Annotated in this window: 20 protein-coding genes; 6 read left to right on the top strand and 14 right to left on the bottom strand. The window is 60.1% G+C overall.

Annotation, left to right across the window (positions count from 1 at the left end):
* Positions 1-754: 754 nt before the first annotated feature.
* From rpsT to mutM, 3 genes are all read right to left on the bottom strand, one after another.
* Positions 755-1,030 (bottom strand): 30S ribosomal protein S20, encoded by a 276-nt coding sequence (gene rpsT / locus PR017_RS17755; RefSeq protein WP_111216945.1) that lies wholly within the window; start codon positions 1,028-1,030, stop codon positions 755-757.
* Positions 1,031-1,234: 204 nt separating this feature from the next.
* The gene (locus PR017_RS17750) at positions 1,235-2,008 is read right to left on the bottom strand and encodes an enoyl-CoA hydratase (RefSeq protein ID WP_111216391.1); all 774 of its coding nucleotides are present in this window, start codon (positions 2,006-2,008) and stop codon (positions 1,235-1,237) included.
* A 15-nt stretch (positions 2,009-2,023) separates the two neighbouring features.
* Positions 2,024-2,914, bottom strand: coding sequence for a bifunctional DNA-formamidopyrimidine glycosylase/DNA-(apurinic or apyrimidinic site) lyase (gene mutM, locus PR017_RS17745; protein WP_111216389.1), 891 nt, complete (start codon positions 2,912-2,914; stop codon positions 2,024-2,026).
* A gap of 174 nt (positions 2,915-3,088) precedes the next feature.
* On the opposite strand from mutM, the gene ubiE reads away from it, so the two are divergent.
* The 3 genes from ubiE (at position 3,089) to PR017_RS17730 (ending at position 6,275) form a co-directional block, all read left to right on the top strand.
* Entirely contained in the window at positions 3,089-3,865 is a 777-nt protein-coding gene (gene ubiE, locus PR017_RS17740) for a bifunctional demethylmenaquinone methyltransferase/2-methoxy-6-polyprenyl-1,4-benzoquinol methylase UbiE (protein ID WP_111216387.1), read from the top strand.
* A gap of 64 nt (positions 3,866-3,929) precedes the next feature.
* Positions 3,930-5,504, top strand: a complete 1,575-nt coding sequence (gene ubiB, locus PR017_RS17735) for a 2-polyprenylphenol 6-hydroxylase (protein WP_111216385.1) — start codon at positions 3,930-3,932, stop codon at positions 5,502-5,504.
* A gap of 93 nt (positions 5,505-5,597) precedes the next feature.
* The gene (locus tag PR017_RS17730; RefSeq protein ID WP_111216383.1) at positions 5,598-6,275 is read left to right on the top strand and encodes a spermidine synthase; all 678 of its coding nucleotides are present in this window, start codon (positions 5,598-5,600) and stop codon (positions 6,273-6,275) included.
* 111 nt (positions 6,276-6,386) lie between these two features.
* Here PR017_RS17730 and PR017_RS17725 read toward each other — a convergent pair whose 3' ends face one another.
* Both PR017_RS17725 and PR017_RS17720 read right to left on the bottom strand, forming a co-directional pair.
* Entirely contained in the window at positions 6,387-6,647 is a 261-nt protein-coding gene (locus PR017_RS17725) for a DUF2934 domain-containing protein (RefSeq protein ID WP_111216381.1), read from the bottom strand.
* 131 nt (positions 6,648-6,778) lie between these two features.
* A complete protein-coding gene (locus PR017_RS17720; protein WP_111216379.1) occupies positions 6,779-7,216 on the bottom strand; it encodes a hypothetical protein in 438 nt (145 codons plus the stop codon).
* A gap of 203 nt (positions 7,217-7,419) precedes the next feature.
* Between PR017_RS17720 and PR017_RS17715 the strand changes: the two genes are divergently transcribed.
* Entirely contained in the window at positions 7,420-8,151 is a 732-nt protein-coding gene (locus PR017_RS17715; protein WP_111216377.1) for a response regulator, read from the top strand.
* A complete protein-coding gene (locus PR017_RS17710) occupies positions 8,148-9,419 on the top strand; it encodes a sensor histidine kinase (RefSeq protein WP_111216375.1) in 1,272 nt (423 codons plus the stop codon). The genes PR017_RS17715 and PR017_RS17710 overlap by 4 nt, the downstream gene beginning before the upstream one ends.
* 27 nt (positions 9,420-9,446) lie before the next feature.
* On the opposite strand, the gene PR017_RS17705 is transcribed toward PR017_RS17710, so the two are convergent.
* The 8 genes from PR017_RS17705 to PR017_RS17670 form a co-directional block, all read right to left on the bottom strand.
* A complete protein-coding gene (locus tag PR017_RS17705; protein ID WP_111216373.1) occupies positions 9,447-9,923 on the bottom strand; it encodes a hypothetical protein in 477 nt (158 codons plus the stop codon).
* 388 nt (positions 9,924-10,311) lie between these two features.
* The gene (locus PR017_RS17700; protein WP_111216371.1) at positions 10,312-12,273 is read right to left on the bottom strand and encodes a MacB family efflux pump subunit; all 1,962 of its coding nucleotides are present in this window, start codon (positions 12,271-12,273) and stop codon (positions 10,312-10,314) included.
* Between the two features lie 3 nt (positions 12,274-12,276).
* Positions 12,277-13,488 (bottom strand): efflux RND transporter periplasmic adaptor subunit, encoded by a 1,212-nt coding sequence (locus PR017_RS17695; RefSeq protein ID WP_111216369.1) that lies wholly within the window; start codon positions 13,486-13,488, stop codon positions 12,277-12,279.
* A 197-nt stretch (positions 13,489-13,685) separates the two neighbouring features.
* On the bottom strand, positions 13,686-13,928 hold the full coding sequence (locus PR017_RS17690) for a DUF982 domain-containing protein (protein WP_111216367.1): 243 nt from the start codon (positions 13,926-13,928) through the stop codon (positions 13,686-13,688).
* A gap of 226 nt (positions 13,929-14,154) precedes the next feature.
* Positions 14,155-14,364 (bottom strand): cold-shock protein, encoded by a 210-nt coding sequence (locus tag PR017_RS17685; RefSeq protein ID WP_111216365.1) that lies wholly within the window; start codon positions 14,362-14,364, stop codon positions 14,155-14,157.
* 235 nt (positions 14,365-14,599) lie between these two features.
* A complete protein-coding gene (locus tag PR017_RS17680; protein WP_111216363.1) occupies positions 14,600-15,079 on the bottom strand; it encodes a chemotaxis protein CheW in 480 nt (159 codons plus the stop codon).
* A 203-nt stretch (positions 15,080-15,282) separates the two neighbouring features.
* Positions 15,283-16,620: an O-antigen ligase family protein gene (locus tag PR017_RS17675; protein WP_161959278.1), complete on the bottom strand. Its 1,338-nt coding sequence runs from the start codon at positions 16,618-16,620 to the stop codon at positions 15,283-15,285.
* A gap of 186 nt (positions 16,621-16,806) precedes the next feature.
* Complete coding sequence (locus tag PR017_RS17670) at positions 16,807-17,382, bottom strand: sugar transferase (protein WP_111216359.1); 576 nt, start codon at positions 17,380-17,382, stop codon at positions 16,807-16,809.
* Positions 17,383-17,573: 191 nt separating this feature from the next.
* On the opposite strand from PR017_RS17670, the gene PR017_RS17665 reads away from it, so the two are divergent.
* Positions 17,574-18,500 carry a UDP-glucose 4-epimerase family protein gene (locus PR017_RS17665; protein ID WP_111216357.1) on the top strand — a complete coding sequence of 309 codons (927 nt, stop codon included), beginning with the start codon at positions 17,574-17,576 and terminating at the stop codon, positions 18,498-18,500.
* On the opposite strand, the gene PR017_RS17660 is transcribed toward PR017_RS17665, so the two are convergent.
* A complete protein-coding gene (locus tag PR017_RS17660) occupies positions 18,497-19,780 on the bottom strand; it encodes a nucleotide sugar dehydrogenase (protein ID WP_111216355.1) in 1,284 nt (427 codons plus the stop codon). The genes PR017_RS17665 and PR017_RS17660 overlap by 4 nt on opposite strands.
* Positions 19,781-19,993 lie beyond the last annotated feature (213 nt).

Here is a 19,993-nt window from a genome sequence, read left to right as displayed (position 1 = left end):
CGGTTATTCTCCACAGCTCCCCATGGAGCCAGCAAAACACCTATGACGAACACCGCATTCAAGCGGCCCCCGTCTCGATCCTCTCGCCCAAGCGCAGTCTCTCGGTCCTCGCTTACCGACCGACCCGCCAGAGTGGCTGTTCAATCTTGTCGCAGCTCCTGACAATCTGGCATATTGACCGGGCCATCAGGACACACGTCGGCCTTCAGGAGACATTGCTGTCATCTTGTCCGAACGCGTCAACTTTATGAAAAAACGGAAACTAACGCTCCGTCACAAGAAACAAACCTATCCACCCTGCCTGAACTGGCAGCGTTCGCCAAAGCCGTTTTGGATTAAGCCGTGCCCCTTGTTGGAAATCATTTAGGCAGGATCGGCTGCCAAGATCAACGGGCATTTTTGCGCTTGCCGGAGGGTTTGCCATTGACTCCGGGAGCCAATTTTGGCTGTCACGCCCCTGTCAAAAAAGAATCGCTTTTGAATCAAGGGGATTCGCCTCTGATGCAAATTCGACACGTCCGAAATCAAAAAAAATAATAAAGTTCTTGACTCAATGAGCGGCTGAATTTGACAGAAAAAGCCGCAATTCACCTTATCCAATTGAGCCAAGCCTCTGATTTACAACTTCTTTTCGTGTCACAAGAAAGACATTAATCAGACATGCTGCCGTCATCAGGCGGTGGAAAAATTCCGAATCCAAAAAGCCCGGCTAAGGGCCGGGCTTGGAGCTTGACGCTGCTAACGCTACTGTAATTTAAGCGGCAGGAGCCGACAGAGCTTTAACGCGCTTGGCAAGACGCGAGACTTTGCGTGCTGCCGTGTTGGCCGGTACCACACCCTTGCTGGCAGCGCGTGCCAGTTCTGGCTCAACAGCCTTGAAGGCTGCAGTTGCCAGAGCCACGTCACCGGAAGCAATTGCCTCTTCGATCTGGCGAACGAAAGTACGAACGCGCGAGCGGCGCGCCTTGTTTACGTCTGTGCGGCGAGCGATCTTGCGGGTCGCCTTTTTTGCCGAGCTTGTATTGGCCATGTATGCCTCTCTAGAATTCGAACAAAGTCCCGTCACCGTCGTGCCGAACCGTGTGGTCCTGTCATCCAGCAATGCGGGAGCAATCGCGGAAAACCACATAGGCTTTCCAAACTGTGGCGGGCATATAGCCTTAAAGCGGAGGTCCGTCAACGCGGTTTCGCCAAAAACCAATCAGCAGCGCGTTTTCCACCGGCGCTTTTAGCATCAGCGGTTTTTGAAGATTGGCTTACGCTTGGCGACGAAAGCCGCCATGCCTTCCTTCTGATCATCGGTGGCAAAGAGGCTCTGGAAAAGGCGACGCTCGAAGTGAAGTCCTTCCTCGAGTGTCGTTTCCAACGCGCGGCCGACAGCCTCCTTGGCCATCAGCACGGACAGTCTCGAATGTGAGGCAATCTTCCCAGCGGCTTTGAGCGCTTCGTCCAGGAGCGCCTCAGCCGGGACGATCCGCGCAACCAGCCCAGACCTTTCGGCCTCAGTCGCATCCATCATCCGTCCGGTCAACACCATGTCCATGGCCTTGGCCTTGCCGACGGCCCGCGTCAGGCGCTGTGAGCCTCCCATGCCGGGGATGATCCCGAGCGTGATCTCGGGCTGGCCGAACTTTGCCGTCTCGGCGGCGATGATGAAATCGCACATCATTGCGAGCTCGCAGCCTCCACCCAGCGCAAAACCACCGACGGCAGCGATTACCGGCTTGCGTGCCTTGGCGATCTCGTCCCAGCCGCCAAGGAAGTCGGTCTTGTAGACATCGACGAAATCCAGTGACTGCATCTCCTTGATATCGGCGCCGGCGGCGAAGGCCTTGTCCGAGCCTGTAAGGACGATGGCACCGATGGCGTCGTCCGTGTGGAAAGCCGCATAGGCCGTCCTCAACTCCGAGAGCATGGTCGAATTCAGTGCGTTCAGCGCCTGCGGGCGATTGAGCCGGATCAGACCGACGGCATCGTGGGTTTCGATGATCAGGGTTTCATAGGCCATCGACATCTCCTCGCATCATTTCTGGCAGGTGGCACAAAAGAAGGTCGAGCGGCCGGCCTGGACTATTCGGCCGACCGTACCGCCGCAGCCCTCTGTCCGGCAAGCCTCGCCTTCCCGGTCGTAGACGGAAAAGGAATGCTGGAAATAGCCGAGCGAACCGTCCGTCTGGATATGATCGCGCAGCGACGACCCTCCGGCAGCGATCGCATCGGCGATGACGTCGCGTATGCAGGCCACCAGCCGCACCAGCGTCTCGCGCGGCTTGCCAGTCTTGGTCGACAATGTGCCGCTGGCCCGCAAAGGCGACAGGTGGGCCCGCCAGAGAGCTTCGCAGACATAGATATTGCCGAGGCCGGCAATCGTTTTCTGGTCGAGCAGCGCGCCTTTCAGCGGCTGTGCCTTGCCGGAAAACCGCTTTGCCAGGCCCTCCGGGCTCAGCGCATTGCCCGTCGGCTCGGGACCGAGATCGCGGAAAAAAGGGTGCGCAGCCATCTCTGCGCGGGCGACGATATCCATGAACCCGAAACGACGTGGATCGTTGTAGACGACACGCATGGCCTCGCCATCGCGCGCCAGATGGAAAATGACGTGATCGTGAAGCTCGTTCTTGGAGCGCGGGTGGTGAAAGTCGCCGGGCGTGACGGCCGCCTCCCCAGCCTCGATGCGAAACGAACCTGACATGCCGAGATGGGCGACGACGGTCATGCCGTTGTCTAGATCGATCAACAGATACTTGGCGCGGCGCGAGAGGGATGCGATCCGCTGGCCCGCTACGGATGCTGCAAATTCTAGCGGAAACGGAAAGCGCAGGTCGCCCCGGCGCAGCTCCAGCCGCTCTATCACTGCCCCTTCCATCGCCGGGGCAAGACCACGCCGCACGGTTTCGACCTCTGGTAATTCGGGCATGACAATCCATCTTCAGGTGTGACCGGCAGCAGCAGGGACCGCGACCAAATGCGCTTTGCTTTCCAGCGGCCATGTTCTAAACCAACGACAACGTGCGTGGCATCAGCCAGTCAGATAGCGTGGCACCAACATTTTCGCCACAGCCGGCGGCGATTTAGACAAGGGAGTTGAGTGATGGCAAAGAGCCGCACCGCCGCCGATGGCGGCATGGAGACATCCTACGGATTTCGCGACGTGGCCGAAGGCGAGAAGCAGGCCCTCGTCAACGACGTGTTTCACAAGGTGGCCAAACGCTACGACGTCATGAACGATGTGATGTCTATGGGCCTGCACCGCGCGTGGAAAGACGCCATGATCTCAGCCCTTCATCCGCGCAAGGACCCGTCCTACAAGGTGCTCGATGTTGCCGGCGGGACAGGGGACATCGCCTTCCGCATCGTCGAGGCATCCGGCAAGCTGGCCCATGCAACCGTGCTCGACATCAATGGCTCGATGCTGGCGGTCGGCGCCGACCGCGCCGAAAAGAAGAAGATTTCGGAAAACCTGACTTTCGTCGAAGCCAACGCCGAGGACCTGCCGTTCGAGGACAACAGCTTTGACGCCTATACGATCGCCTTCGGCATCAGAAACGTGCCGCGCATCGACGTGGCGTTGAAGGAAGCCCATCGGGTGTTGAAGCGCGGCGGCCGGTTGCTGGTGCTGGAATTTTCCGAGGTCGACCTGCCTTTGCTCGACAAGGTTTACGACGCATGGTCGTTCAACGCCATTCCGCGCTTTGGAAAGGCCATAACCGGCGAAGCCGAGCCCTATCAGTATCTGGTAGAGTCGATCCGCAAGTTTCCCAACCAGCAGGACTTTGCAACGATGATCCGCCAGGCCGGCTTCGGTCGCGTCACCTTTACCAACTACACCGGTGGCATTGCGGCACTGCATTCCGGCTGGAAGCTCTAGGGATGGGGCGGACAGAGGTCCAGAAGCCTGCGCTGCCCGGCGCAGCAGACAGAGAAACAACAGCATGAGCTCTTTCGGCGGATATTTTGGCCTGATCCGGGTTGGCTGGGTCCTGGTGCGGGAAGGCGTTGTCGAGGCCTTGCCCTCCGAAGGCTTGCCGCCATCGGTCAGCCTCGCCAAGTCCTTCGTGGCGCTATTTGCCCGCCGCCGCTCGAAAACCAAGGCGCGCAGCGACAGGCTGTCGAAGGCGGTCGAGCGGCTCGGACCCTCCTACGCGAAGATCGGCCAGTTCCTTGCTACGCGGCCGGATGTTGTCGGTATCGAATTTGCCAATGATCTCTCCCAGTTGCAGGACAGCATGGCGTTCTTCCCGATGGCTGCTGCCAAGGCCAATATCGAAGGCTCGCTCGGCCGGTCGCTCGACGATCTCTATGCTAGCGTCGGCGAACCGATTGCCGCGGCCTCGATCGCGCAGGTGCATCCGGCCGAGGTGAGGACGGCCGATGGCTTGCGGAAAGTGGCAATCAAGGTCATCCGGCCGGGCGTACGCCAGCGCTTCGCCAACGACATCGCCGTCATGTATCTGGTGGCAGGCTTACAGGAACGGTTCGTCCCCTCAAGCCGGCGGCTGCGCCCTGTCGAAGTGACGAAGGCACTGGAGCAGACAACCAGGGTCGAGATGGACCTCCGGCTGGAAGCCTCGGCACTGTCGGAAATTGCAGAGAACACAGCAGGCGACGAAGGCTTCCGCGTACCGAAGGTCGATTGGGAGCGCACCGGTCGCGACGTCATCACCATGGAATGGATCGACGGCGTCAAGATGTCCGATGTCGATGCGCTGCGCGCTTCCGGACATGATCTCAACCGCCTTGCAGACACGCTTATCCAGTCGTTCCTGCGCCACACGCTGCGCGACGGCTTTTTCCATGCCGACATGCATCCGGGCAATCTTTTTGTCGATCCGCAGGGCATTATCGTCGCTGTCGACATGGGCATCGTTGGCCGTCTGGGCAAGAAGGAACGCCGGTTCCTCGCCGAAATCCTCTACGGCTTCATCACCCGCGATTACCTGCGTGTCGCCGAAGTGCATTTCGAGGCGGGCTACGTGCCGGCCCACCACAACACGGAGAGTTTTGCCCAGGCGATCCGCGCCATCGGCGAGCCTATACATGGCCAGCCGGCGGAAACGATCTCGATGGGCAAGCTGCTGACCCTGCTTTTCGAGGTGACGGAACTGTTCGACATGGAAACGCGACCCGAACTGGTTATGCTGCAGAAGACCATGGTCGTGGTCGAGGGCGTCTCCCGCATGCTCAATCCGCGCTTCAACATGTGGAAGGCGTCGGAGCCCGTCGTCGGCGAATGGATCCGCAACAATCTCGGTCCGAAACGCATTATCGGCGACCTGCAGGATGCCTTGAAGGCCGGCGTCAAACTGGCCGAGGCCGTGCCCGAAATCGCCGCCAAGACCGAGTTGTTTCACCGCCAGCTGCTGGCCATGAGCCAGAACGGATTGCGCTTCGACAACGAGACCGCCGAGGCGATCGGCAAGGCCGAGGCCCGCCACACGCGGTCTGGTCGCCTGGCGCTCTGGCTGATCGCTCTGACGCTGATCTATATCGCCTGGAAACTGAGCTAGAAGCGTGGCTGAGCAACTGTATCGCCAGTGCCCGGCAGCGCGTCCAGCCACCGGAGATGACCACCACCGTAACCAACATCAAAGAGCCGCCCCGTGATCCCATGGACCCTGCTTGATACCGCATCCATCCCCAACGGTGGCGGCGAACTGCGGCTGAAGCAACGAGGCCGCGAGTTCTCGATCATGCTCGGCAGCAACGAGTTGATGAACAGCAGGCTCAGCGGCTCCGAAGAAGCCTTGGCAACGCTTGCCTGCGAGAGGATTGCCGATCGACCGTCGCCCCACCTGTTGATCGGCGGGCTCGGCATGGGGTTCACATTGCGGGCGGCATTGGCTGCGATCAGCAGCGATGCCAGGGTGACCGTGGCGGAGCTTGTGCCGGCCGTGGTCGCCTGGGCACGCGGCCCGATGGCAGAGATTTTCTCCGGAAGCCTCGTCGATCCACGCGTTGCGATCCACGAGGGCGACGTGGCTGCCGCTATCCAGAGCGGCCGCGAGAGCTATGATGCCATCCTGCTCGATGTCGACAACGGCCCGGACGGACTAACGCACGCGGCCAATGATGGGTTATATGATCGAAAGGGACTGCTTGCCGCCCGTGACGCCCTGCGCCCGGGAGGTTTACTGGCAGTCTGGTCCTCGGGCCCCGATACGCGCTTTACCAAACGGCTGCGCGATGCACGTTTTTCTGCGGAAGAGGTCGCCATTCGGGCGAACGGCAAGCGCGGAGGCGCCCGCCACATGATCTGGATAGCCGTCAAGTCGCTATAGGAGCGGGTGTAATTGAAGGCGCGAGGATAGATTGTTAGCCGGCTCCACATAATATTGGCCGGCATCTCAATCGCATGGCGCGGCGGCGCTGGAGCCCTCATCGCCGCCTGTTCAGGACTTTTTCTTGCGATTGGATTTGGGTGGCGTGGCGCCGTTGCCACGGCGGGCACTGGCGGCCGCTGGCTTTTTGACGGTAGCTTCGGCGCTATCGGGAAGCGTCATTGCGTTGGCATCTTCCGCTGGGATATCTGCGTTCGAAATCTCCTGCCAGGCCTGCAGCCAGTGGCGCATGTCTTCACCCTGGGGGCGTCCCTGCTCTTCCCAGATGCTGTACGCGCGGTCCCTGATCTGCTGTTCGCGGTCGTCTTGCATAGTCATTTCCTCCTTTTGGCAAAAACTGCCTTTCGGCAGCGATAAACCAAAAGGACAGGAAGAAGTTCCCGGATCACCGGTTTTAACATCGGATATGCGAGTCGGAGATCATCAACCAGCGATATAAAAAACTACCTTGCCGAGGCCAGAGACCCGTTTTCCAGGTCCTGCTGGCCAATCGGCCGCCGCCCGATGTGCGAAAAAGGTGCCATGCGGATCTTGCAAAGCCTGATCTCGTCGGCCAGCGTCTCGAGAGACTCTATCAGGCGCATACGGCTCTGCTCCACGAGGCTGTCATCGGCTTTGCGCGGGCTGAACGTACCCATCGCGCCAACGAAGGCATGGGATGCGTCGCAAACCATCGGCAGGCACTCCTCGACATAGATGTCGATTTCGATCCTATGCAGGCTGCTTGCCAGATAACGTAGCACCAACGCCGGCAACTCCCTGGCAGAGGAGCCGCTTGCCGTCCGGATCCGGGAGCAGAGGTCAACGAGATCGGCGTCGCCATTGGGAACATGGCTGACATGGCCAAGTGACGTGTCTGAAAGATCGTGGGAATGGCGCATTTCCGCTCCTTGATTCGCTTCTATGGTGCAGACGCTAACCATGGCGTGTGAACGGCACCTTTCCCTAGATGTCTGAACTTTTCTCGCAAAAGGATTTTTTGTGAACCTGGCCGTCCGGGCTATTTTCTGGCTGGCGGCAGCGGTCGATGCCCTTCTCATGCCGCCCGGTTTGTATAAAGCTTTGCTGAACTGGATTTTTAATCATGAACAACAATGCCCCCCCCGACATCCTCATCGTCGACGACGACCACGAAATCCGGACGCTGCTCAGCCGTTATCTCGAAGAGCAGGGGCTCAGGGTATCGACGGCCGGCGATCTGCGCGGCTGTAACGAGGCGATGAGCCGCCGCACCCCCGATCTGCTGGTTCTCGACGTCATGCTACCGGATGGCTCCGGGCTCGACCTTTGCCGCGATCTCTGGGGCCGAAGGCCGCGGGTGCCGGTAATCCTGCTGACGGCGCTGAAGGAAGATATCGACCGGATTCTCGGCCTGGAGATTGGTGCCGACGACTATCTCGGCAAGCCTTTCAATCCACGCGAGCTGGCCGCCCGCATCCGCGCCGTGCTGCGCCGCTCCAACGACGAAGCAGAAACCGAGCCCCAGCGCCAGAGTTACGAGTTCGCAGGCATGAAGCTCGATCCGCAGCTGCGGCGTGTGACCCGGGACACCGGCGAGATCATCGGCCTGACCGGGGCCGAGTTCGACCTGCTGAAGGCATTCCTCGAGCGTTCCGGGCGCCTCCTGTCACGAGACCAGCTGCTCGATGTCACCCAGGGCCGCGACCGCGATCCGGCCGACCGGTCGATCGACGTTCTGATGAGCCGCCTCAGGCGCAAACTCGGCGAGACACCGGAGATTCCGATTTTCCGAACCATCCGCAACGGCGGCTACCAGCTCGTCGTTCCGGTGACGGCCGTAAAGGGCGAGGCATGAAATCGCTCGGTACGCGCCTTGCACTGCTGCTGGTGACCGCCATCGTGCTGGTCGTCATCACCTCGTCGCTGGCCGCAGCGCTTGTCATGCGTGGGCCCAGGCCTGAGGAGACCATGGACCCCGTGGCGCGGCAGATGCACTGGCTTGCCAATGTCGCCGAGCACAACGCTGACGAAGCGGCATCCCGCGGCATGGTGATCTCTGATGAACCTGCCGTAGGTGAGCGCGACGAGCGCTTTTCCAATTTCCTGACGGAAGGACTGAGCCGTACCGGCGAGCCGCTGGAAGCCTTCGTCACCAGGCAGGACGAGACAGCCGGCACAACGGCATCGATCAAGCTTGCCAGCGGAAAATGGCTGCTGGTGCCGATGCCGAATTTCGGCCCGCCGCCCGGCGGCTGGAAAATTCTCATCGGCTGGCTCAGCCTCATCGTCGCCGGCAGCGTCGTTATCTCCATCGTCGCCGCCTCGAAAATCATCAAGCCGCTGCGCCTGCTGGAGAAGGTGCTGGGCGAGATCGGCCCCGATGGAACGCTGCCGCATGTGCCGGAAACAGGGCCTGGCGAAATCCGCGTGACGGCGCAGGTGCTGAACCGGTTGTCGGCCAAGGTCAAGAGCGCCACGGAAAGCCGCATGCGGCTGGTCGCTGCAGCCGGCCATGACCTCAGAACGCCGATGACCCGTATGCGCTTGCGTGCCGAGTTCATCGCTGACGACAGCGAGCGCCGGAAATGGCTTTCCGACCTGGAGGAACTCGACCAGATCGCCGACAGCGCGATCGGCCTGGTGCGGGAAGAGGTCAATCACGACAGCCTGCAGGATATCAGACTGGATCTTGTCGTCACGGATATCGTCGACGAACTGACGGCAATCGGCATGGATGTCTCGGTGGCAACGACAGAGCAGACGATTGTGCGTGTCGGGCCGCTGGCCCTGACGCGGGCGCTGAGAAACCTGCTGATCAATGCTGCTACCCACGGTGAATCCGCCACCGTTTCCGTGACCGAGACCAATGGCATTGCCAAGGTCGAGATCAACGACACGGGCTCGGGCATTCCCGAGGAGCGACTGAGCCAGGTGTTCGAGCCGTTCTTCCGGATCGACATCGCCCGGCAGAAATCCTTCCCTGGCGCAGGGCTCGGGATGGCAATCGCCAAGGAAATCATCTCCCGCTTCGATGGCGAGATTGCGGTTCGCAACAGAACCACAGGCGGCCTTGCTCAGGTGGTCACATTCAAGGCGGCCGTCTTACAGGAGGCGCAGTCCTAGGGGCCGCTGCCCCCACACACTGCCATCTCAGACGTAGGCTGTGCGCTGGCCGAAGCTTGTATCGGCGGTGAAGTTGGTGGTGCCGATGCGGTCGCTTTCGCCGGACATCGGCGATGATGCCTCGTCGTCCGCGCTGGTGCTATTTGCCGTTGCACTATCGGACGGTGCTGCCTTGGTGGACGCACCAGATTGAGCCGGACCCGCAGTGGCGGATGACTGTGTGCCGCCAGATTTGCCGCCAGCAGCCGTGCCGGACTGCGCGCTTGCGGTTGATGCGGCCTCGATCTTGTCGAGCTTTGCCTGCAATGTCGCGATATCCGCTTTCAACGTCTTGGCATCGTCGGCATCCTTTGTATCGGCTAGCTCCGCTTTCTTGGCCGCGATCTGGGCCTTGATGGTCGTCTCGTCGCTGGCGCCCGTAGACGAGGACGAGGACGAAGACGACGATGACGTCGTCGATGCTGTAAAAAGCGAGACTGTGGAGCTTGAGACTGCGCTGACCATGATGCTACCCCCGTGATGAATTGAGACATCACGTTCGCGCGCGTTCAATTAAGCGGTGGTAAACGGCCCGTTTTGGCTCTTTTTACACCGCGCTTTAGACGCGGCAGTCGCAGATTGGCTATTAGTCAATGAAATCAATGCCCGGATTTCGTCGAGACCGTGTCATGCACGCATGTCGGGTCACCATTCAAAAAGGCCGGCATATTGAGACACCAATTTCCGCAGAATGACCTTCTTTCAGCAACGCTTGGAAATGTTTCTGCCGCGCAGTGCTGTAAATTTTGGTTGTTCGCTGCTTCCTGATTAGCATCGATCGGCCAGCTTCGTCACCATGCCCCACATCTTGGCGAAGCTGGCTTTTTCCCTTGAAAGCCACGGACACGTCCGCTCAATCGCGCGCCAGCGCCGCGACAGGATCCAGCAGCGAGGCGTTACGCGCCGGCATGAAGCCGAACACCACGCCGATCAGGCACGAAAAGCCGAGCGCCAGCACGATCGAGCCATCGGAATAGATCAGCGAGAAATTGGTACTGATCGCATTGAAAACCGCGCCGAAGGCCATGGCTGTGGCAATGCCTATTGCGCCGCCGAGCGCACAGACGATCACGGCTTCGATCAGGAATTGCTGGAGAATATCCTTGCGCCGGGCGCCGACGGCCATCCGCACGCCGATTTCACCCACCCGCTCGGACACCGACACCAACATGATATTCATCACCCCTATACCGCCGACGAGCAGGGAAATGACGGCGATGGCCGCAACCAGCAGCGTCAGGGTTTCGGCCGTGGCGGTGATCGTCTTGCGGATGTCGTCCGTGTTCAGAATGGAGAAGTCCTGCGCCGCGTGGCGACGTTTCAGAAATTGCGTGATGGCATCCTCGGCAACCGAGCTTGATGCATCGTCAGCCACCCGCACGGTGATGCTGCGCAGCGACATGTCGCCAAGGAAGCGCGCCTGGACGCTGGTATAGGGCAGATAGACCGACAGGTTGTCGCTGGAGCCGAACCCGCCCTGCTGCATGGCAATGACGCCGATGACGCGGATCGGCGTCTTGCCGACCAGTATGATCTGGCCTACCGGATCGAGCCCGGTATTTTCGAACAGCGATGATGCGGTATTCTGGTCGATGACGGCGTTCTGGGTGATGTCCCGCACATCCCTGTCATCGAAGAACCGGCCTTTCGTCAGCTTCGAGCCCTTGGCTACAAAATATTGGTCGCCGACGCCGTTCACCAGGGCATTGGCCTCCTTGGCGCCGAACCGAACGGTGGTGCTGGTCGAAACCGTGGGCGTCACCGCTGCAACATAGCTCAACTGCTTCAACGCGTTGGCATCCGAGACCACCAAAGTCTTGATGCGGCCTGCGCGGGGATCGCCAAAACCCTTGCCCGGAAATATCTCCAGCGTGTTGGTGCCGAGGCCACTGATATTGGACAGCACCTTCTGCTGCGTTCCCTGCCCCAGAGCGACGACGCAGACGACCGAGGCAATGCCGATGATGATGCCGAGCATAGTCAGGAAAGTCCGCAGACGGTGCGCCTTAAGCGCCAGGATCGCCATGATGAAGGCTTCGCGCAGACTGGCGAGGCCAGCCCGCCAGCCCGGGCCGGATTGCGGCGCAGGTCTCGCCATCGCGGATACAGGGCCGGTCGGCAATGCGGCCTTCTCCGAAGGACGATCGGCGACGATGCAGCCGTCGGAAATTTCGATGATGCGATTGGCGTGGGCCGCGACTGACATATCATGGGTGACGATGATGACCGTATGGTCTTCGGCATTCAACTCGTTGAGAATGCGCAGGACATCTTCGCCGCTCTGCCTGTCGAGCGCTCCGGTGGGCTCGTCGGCGAGGATGACGTTGCCGTTGTTCATCAACGCCCGGGCTATAGAGACACGCTGCTGCTGGCCGCCGGAAAGCTGGCCGGGCCTGTGACCGAGACGATCTCCAAGACCAAGCCGCACAAGCAGTTCCCGCGCGCGGATGCTGCGGGCGGACGACTGGCCGGCGTAGATGGCCGGGACTTCGACATTGCCGAGGGCCGTCAGTTCGGACAGCAGGTGATAGCGCTGGAAGATAAACCCGAAATGCTCGCGGCGCAGCTTCGACAGAGCGTCGCTGTCGAGCGTTTGCGTCGATTGGCCGGCGACGGCATATGTCCCCGACGTCGGCCTGTCGAGCAGCCCCAGAATGTTCATCAGCGTCGACTTGCCGGATCCCGAGGGACCGACGATGGCGATCATCTCGCCCTCTTCGATCGACAGGTTGATCTCCTTGAGCACGCTGATCGTGCTGTCGCCCGAAAGGTAGTCACGCCTGAGATCGGTTAGCCGGATGATTGGCTTGCCCATGGCCTAAAGTCCCATCGGTGGCGGCCCGCCCATTTTCGTCGTCGCCTGGGTGGCACTTCTCTCGCCGACGACGACCCGCTCGCCCTCCGAAAGCCCGGACTGGACCTCAGCGCTAACGTTGTTGTTGAGACCTATCTTCACCTTGCGCATCGACGTCGAATTGTCGGCGGCAGCGACCTGCACATCGTACTGGCCATCCGCGCCCATGGCGCCCAAGGCTGCCGAAGCTATCGTGAGGACGCCGCGCGCCGAGCCCAGCACGATGTGAACCTCGGCGGACATATAGGTCCGGAAGCGGCCGTCGGGATTGGGAACATCGAAGATGCCGTTGTAGTAGATCGCAGAGGTCGATGTCGACGAACTGGTGGACGAACTCGACGACGTGCTCGACGAACTGATGCTGCTGTCGCTGGTGATCGATTCAGGAGCCGGCTCTATAGATTGCAACACGGTACGGTGGATCGTTCCGGGATCGCCGAGGATGGTAAAGTCGATCGCCTGGCCGACCTTGACCTTGACAACATCGGCCTCCGAAATTTCGGCCCGCACCGTCATCGTCTGCAATTGGCCGAGAATGACAATGGTCGGAGCCGACTGTGCAGCGTTGACTGTCTGGCCCTGCTGATTGACGATCGCCAGAACGGTGCCATCCATCGGCGCGGTGATATGGGTATAGGCAAGGTTGGCCTCTGCTGTCTCGACGGCGACTTGGGCAGAGGTTATCTGGGCATCGAGAGCTGCGATCTCGGCGGTCGTTTTCTTGACGGTTGCTACGGCGCTGTCGAGGTCCGACTTAGGACCGGCCTGCTTGGCAAATATCGCTTGCTGGCGCGCAAGGGTTATCTCGGCGTTTTCGAGATCAGCTTCGCTCTCGTCGCGCTGCGCCTTGACGTTGGCAAGGGAGGCCTGCGCCGTGCGAAGTTCGTTTCTCTGGGTGACGGAATCGATCTCGGCAACCAGCGCACCTTTCTGGACCGTATCACCAAGCTTGACGTTGAGGGCGGTGATGCGGCCGGAAACCTGCGCGCCGACGGCTACCATCTGAGCCGGCTTGAAGGTGCCAGAGGCGAGAACTGTCTCCTCGACATCGCCGCGCGTGACGGCTGCCGCGATGAAAGACGGTCCGTCGGCCGCAAACAGCCGGCCGCGAAATACGAAGACTACCGCAGCGACGACCAGCAGCGGCAGGAGCACGAATAAAAGTGCACGGCGCATCAGGAATTTTCCCTGTCAACGTCAAAGCCGGGACAGGCAGGCTGCAGCAATCGGATCATCAAACTCTCCATTGCGCCGGACATAACATCCATCGGCGAACGGCGTTTTTCCGAATATTTCCAAAAGTGTCTGGACTGGTATTTTTTAAAGGATTGCCGCATGTTTCATGCGACGATCCGCTGGATATGGCTGGGAAATCAGCGAGGCTTGAGGTTGGCCTCCTGGGCTGCCTCGACAAAGACCTTGCGGGCATCTTCCGAATCCTTGTTGCCAGCAAGAGCAGCCCGGCAAAAACGGCGCGCGGCAGCATGGCGTGGGCCGGGGCTGCCCGGCCATGGGCCGTCCAGGAACTCGAGCGCCTCGGCAGGGTTCTTGAGGGTTATGAGTTCGCCTGGCTTGACCGTCAGCGTGACGATTTCGCTCCATCGTGTAGGGCGCATGATATCTCCAATGCCGCAATCGTCACCCTTTTTGGATGAAGTTGCCGGTACAGATTGTTTGGTTAGATCGGGAGGCTGGCGCGTGTCGGCTCGAGATGCCTGGACACGAAGGGGTTTGCCTGCAGCGAGAAGACCGACTGCAACCAAAAAAGGCCAGGCATATTGCCTGACCTTCCGATGGTGTTCATGCCCCAACTACGTTGCCGCTGCCGGGACAGAAAGACCTTTAAGCAGCCTGAAGCTGAGCGGCGGACATCTTGCCCGACTTGTTGTCGCGCTCAAGCTCGTAGGAGAGCTTCTGGCCTTCGACGATTTCGCGCATGCCAGCGCGTTCGACGGCCGAGATGTGAACGAAAACATCGGCATCGCCGTTGTCAGGCTGAATGAAGCCGAAGCCCTTTGTGGAATTAAACCATTTAACTGTGCCAGTGGCCATGACGAAACCCTTTCATGCAATTTGAAGGATCGCTGCGCAAAAAGCGCCGCGAGGTGAAGTCCCGATTTTGAAAGGAAGTTCGTCCAGGGCACGCAAGATGCGCGCAATAACAAAAGTCAGACAAGCAATATCGACAAGCTTTAGATAGGGTTCGGTGGCCCTGATGTCAACCTGTCGGCTATCAGCCGGGACAACCAGGGCACGTCACCGAACACAAATGTCGTCAGCCACTGGTTCAGGCGGCGAGGTTTTCCAGTCCGGATGCTTCGAACATCCGCTCAAGATTGAGAAAGCAGATCATGCCGCTATCCTGAGCAATGATGCCATCGGAATAGCTCGTGCCGCCGGGGACGTTCATGTCGGGAACCGGTTGCAGCAGGCCGGCATCGATGGTGAGGATATCGGATACGCTATCGACGATCAGGCCCATCGATGTTTCGTTAATTTCAGCGACCACGATGGCACTGCGCTCGGTCGGCACGGTGCTTTTCATGCCGAGCTTGAGCGACAGGTCGATGATCGGGATCACCGTGCCGCGCAAGTTCATCACGCCCATGACCTCAGCCGGCGAATGGGGGATCGGCGTTGCGGCATCCCAGCCGCGGATCTCGCGAATGGCGGTCGTGCGTACGCAAAATTCCTGGCCATTGAGGTGGAAGGAGAGGATTTCGAGGGTATCGCCGCTCGAATGCGATTGCTTGTGGACGATGTTCATCAAAACTCCTGCCGGCCGAGGCGGCTGCGTTGCCAGCGAATGACCCGAACGTTGACAGGCGGATGGCGGCGCCTGGACGCTCTTACCATGACGGGTAACAATTGCATTTTGATTAAACGAGCGGTTGCCCTTTTAAGCAAACGGCAGAGTTTTCGAATATTCGCGTGCCGACAGCGACGCTCATTTGCCGGCGCACCGAGCTTTCAGCCTATCGCGCCGGGCTGCTCCCGTAATGTGTCGTAATCGTGCGCGGTGCGCATGTTGCACCAGCAGGCAAAGGCCGAACTCAGGAGGGCCAGGCTTTCGCCGATCGCCAGTCTGTTGTTCGAGTTGCTGAGCAGCGTCAGGGCGAAGAAGAAAAGGCCGACCGTGTAGACGTGGAAGGCGGCGCGCGGGATGACGCCGGCACGAAAGGCGCGAAACACCGAAACGAACAGCGCGCCGAGGATGACAGACATGAAGACCGCGCCGAAGATACCGAAACGCACCAGGATTTCGAGATAGCCGTTGTGGAACAGCGTGTACCTGACATTCGGATAGCGCGCGGCATTCAACTGGTCGACCCACTTACTTCCCCAGCCGAACAACGGCGCCGAGGAAATGAGTTCGCCGGCGTCGTACCAGAGTTGCAAACGCTCATCCATCGAGACAGGTGTGGTCGGTGAATCGATCGTTCCGAGCACGACCCCGTTGAAGTCGCGACGCGCGTGAAAGCCTTCAAGCATGGAAATCGCCGCATCGACAGTCGGCCCGGCCGTCTTGTTGAGATTGTGGCGTACGGCATAGGCACCGCAACCGAGCAGGAGGGATGCGGCGACAATGGTGATCAGCCCGGTACGCAGGCACAGATATGTCAGGGACAATAATCCGGCGATCGGCAACGTCAGGGTCAGCGCCAACCAGACGCCCTTGGACTTTGCGCCATAGATAGCGATGAGACAGAGGACCATCACAATAGGTGCGACGACAAGGCCAAATCGGCGCAGGAGCGGCTTTGCATCGTTGTTGGAAAGGTAGTGAAGCCACCAGAAATAGGTCGACAATAGGATAAGTCCGCAGGCGACCGCCCCGTGGATCTGGTTGTTCATGATCAGGGGCTTGACCGTTTCGCCGGCAAATATCCGCACGTATCCGGTGGTGGTCGCGAGCATCACTAGGGCGATCGCGAAAAACGCTGCGACGATGCGCTCGATCCGCCCTTCCGTCATCGAAAAGGCAACACCCAGGATCGGGAAGAAAAACGGGAAGGCATAAAGCCACTCGGATGCGCCGCTTTCGTGCGGATGCGTCATGATGTAGAAGCGGAGGAAGCGGACGGCGACATAGACGCCCCATGCCATGCACAGCCAGCCGAGCCAGTTGGTGGCGGGCCGGTTCGGCATCTTCAGGAAATGGACCAGGGCAATGATGGCGAGAACTGCAGATGCATAGCGATAGGCATCCGTTTCAACGAACACCGCGGAGGCGGCGAAAAGCCAGGCGATGCTGATGACAATCGTCAAAAGGGAGTTCGGCTTCGCTGCAGGCGACGTAGTCATCATATCCCTTGACCGCTCCGATAGGTAACTAGGCATTGACCTCGGCCTCACCGAGGTCTTCGGGTGTCCGACCGGACAATCTCCTGACGCTTATCCCGAGGTGCCGGCTGGCTGTAAAGAGGGGATCGGGGTTTCAGCTGCAGCAGGGCTCGAAATTCACGCCGTCATGGCAAGAAGATCGCACTCGGCTCAATGCGCTACGCCATCCCGCCCCAGCACCTTCATGGCGGTGAGGAGAATGATCCATAGATCGAACGCGAAGGATCGACGCTTCAGATACTCGGCGTCGAGCCTTACCTTGTCGGGAATGGGCAGCTCGTCGCGGCCGTTGATCTGGGCCCAGCCGGTCAGGCCCGGCACCAGAGAGTGGACGCCGCTGGCAGTACGAAGCTCGATCAGGTCCTGCTGGTTGAAGAGGGCTGGACGCGGCCCGACAAGGCTCATCTCACCCTTGAGGATGCACCAGAGCTGCGGCAACTCGTCGAGGCTGGAGCGGCGCAGGAAGGAGCCGATCGGCGTCAGGTAGCGTTTCGGGTCGGAAAGCAGATGGGTCGCAACGGCTGGCGTATCGACTCGCATGCTACGAAATTTCGGCATCCGGAAAATGCGATTGTCCCGGCCTACCCGATCGGACCAGTACAGCACCGGCCCCTTCGAGGTTGCACGGACACAGATTGCCACGACCAGGATCGGAATCGAGAACAGGATCGCTGCCGCAAGGGCTGCGAGCAGGTCGAAACTGCGTTTGGCGACGGGGTACAACATCTGGAACTGCCGGAGAGAAATTTCGGCGTGAATCTCATATCCGGGGCGATTTCACAATCAGATTGTCGCTTGCACCCTGTTTCCCGGTTTCGGATCGCATCCCGATGTCTATCGTCTGAGTGCGGATGCCGCTAATAGCAGACAGAAATGCGGAATGATCGAATGCTTGAAACTACCAGAGGGGCCGGCGCATGATATTGGTGACCGGGGCAACCGGGTTCGTTGGCACAGCGCTCTGTGCGGACCTTACGGCGCGCGGGATTGCCTTTCGTCCGGCCAGTCGTCTGCCTACGTCAGGATTTCATCCGGTGGGCGTGATCGACTCCCGCACGGACTGGACGCAAGCGCTGGTCGGCGTCGATTGCGTGGTTCATCTTGCCGCACGCGTGCATGTCATGGATGATACGGCGGCAGATCCGCTGGCTGCGTTTCGTGCCGCGAATGTCGACGCCACGCTCAATCTGGCACGCCAAGCCGCAGCGGCAGGCGCCCGACGTTTCATTTTCATAAGTTCGATCAAGGTGAACGGCGAGGAGACGGCCCCGGACCGTCCGTTCACCGCGGCAGACGTACCGGAGCCCGGGGATCCCTACGGACTTTCGAAATGGGAGGCAGAACAGGCGCTGTTTGACCTCGGCAGGCAGACGGGGATGGACATCGTCGTGATCCGTCCGCCCCTCATCTACGGCCCGGGTGTCAAAGCCAATTTCGCGAGCCTGATGCGCCTTGCGCGGCGCGGCCTGCCCCTGCCCTTCGGCCTCATCTCCAACAGAAGGTCGCTGCTGTTTGTCGGTAACCTGACGGATTTCATCATCCTCTGCGTCGCTCACCCGAACGCCACCAACCGCACATTTCTCGTCAGCGACGGCGAGGATCTTTCCATCGGGCAGTTGATCGCCGGCATTTCCGGCGCGATGGGTCGCAAGGCCTGGCTGCTGCCCGTGCCACCCCGCCTCATCGAAGCGGCTGCGGCAATGCTGGGCAAGGGTCCGGCGGCGAGACGGCTGCTGGGTTCGCTGCAAGTCGATACCGGCGAGACCCGCCGCGTTGCCGGCTGGACACCGCCATTTTCATGCGAACAGGGTCTGGCGCTGACGGTGCAGTCTTTCCCAGGCTAGAGGCTCCAGACGGCATGGCCCACAAGGCCTGGATTATCGAGTTGGAGCGCCGATTTCACATCGACCACAACGCCGCCGGGTTTCAGCAGTCCTAGCAGGGCTCCGGCATCGTCGACGAGATACTGGCGGTGCGGGACGGCAAGGACGACGGCATCGAGTGGCGGGAATGCATCGAGGGCGGTGAAGCGAACGTCATATTCATGTTCGGCCTCGTCCGCATCGGCCATCGGATCGTGGATCAGGGGCTTGAGGCCGAACTGATGCAACTCGCGAATAATGTCCGGTACGCGGCTGTTGCGCAGATCGGGGACATTCTCCTTGAATGTCAGGCCGAAGATACCGATCCGCGCGCCGTTGATCGGCTTTTCCGCAGACACCAGCATCTTGATCAGCTTCTGGGCTATGAAAGCCCCCATGCCGTCGTTGATCCGCCTGCCGGACAGGATGACTTCCGGATGGTAGCCGAGTTCCTCCGCCTTGGCCGTCAGGTAATAGGGATCGACGCCGATGCAGTGGCCGCCGACCAGCCCGGGTGTGAAAGGCAGGAAATTCCACTTGGTCCGCGCGGCCTCGAGAACGTCGGCGGTTCGGATGTCCATCTTTTCGAATATGATCGACAGCTCGTTCATCAGCGCGATGTTGAGGTCGCGTTGGGTGTTCTCGATGACCTTGGCAGCCTCGGCAACACGGATGCTGGTCGCGCGGTGGATGCCGGCATCGACGACACTGCTGTAGATCGCCGCGACCCGTTCAAGGGTCTCGGCGGTATCGCCTGACACCACTTTGACGATTCGCTCGAACGTGTGCTCGCGGTCGCCGGGGTTGATGCGCTCCGGCGAATAGCCGAGATGAAACCCTTCGCCCTGTTTCAGGCCGGAGACTTCGGCCAGCACCGGGCCGCAGATTTCCTCCGTGACACCGGGAAATACGGTCGATTCGTAGACGACGATTGCGCCCGGCTTCAGCACCTGGCCGACGGTGCGCGAGGCGGCGATCAACGGCCGCAAGTCCGGCTGGCGGTTCTTGTCGATCGGCGTCGGCACCGCGACGATGAATACGGTGCGGTCGCCAAGGTCTTCCAGGCTGCTCGACAGGCGCAGCGAGGTCTTGCGAAGTCGGTCGGGCGATACTTCTCGGGTCGCGTCCCGGCCGTTTTTCAGGTCTTCGACCCGCGCGTGGTGGATATCGAAACCGATCACGTCGGCGTATTTGTCGGCTAGGGCCATGGCGACCGGCAGGCCAACATAGCCGAGCCCTATCACTGCAATTTTTTCGCTCACGAATTTATTCCTCAGGCATTTCGAGCAATTAACGCAAAGGGACCGGCAATGTCAGCTTAAATCATGATTGACGAGCGATGAGATCCGGCCTCTGCGGCAATTGCAGGGCCACGCTGCTTCGCTCAGCAATGTGATTTCATTTTTCGCGAGTCTATGGGATGAAATTCCACGTTGGCGGGCGTCGCGGGAACAATCGCCGTTACATTATACGAC

Source organism: Rhizobium tumorigenes (assembly GCF_003240565.2).
GTDB classification, from domain to species: domain Bacteria; phylum Pseudomonadota; class Alphaproteobacteria; order Rhizobiales; family Rhizobiaceae; genus Rhizobium; species Rhizobium tumorigenes.
Note: the sequence above shows the minus strand (reverse complement) of the source record. Positions and strands in the feature narration are given on the sequence as shown.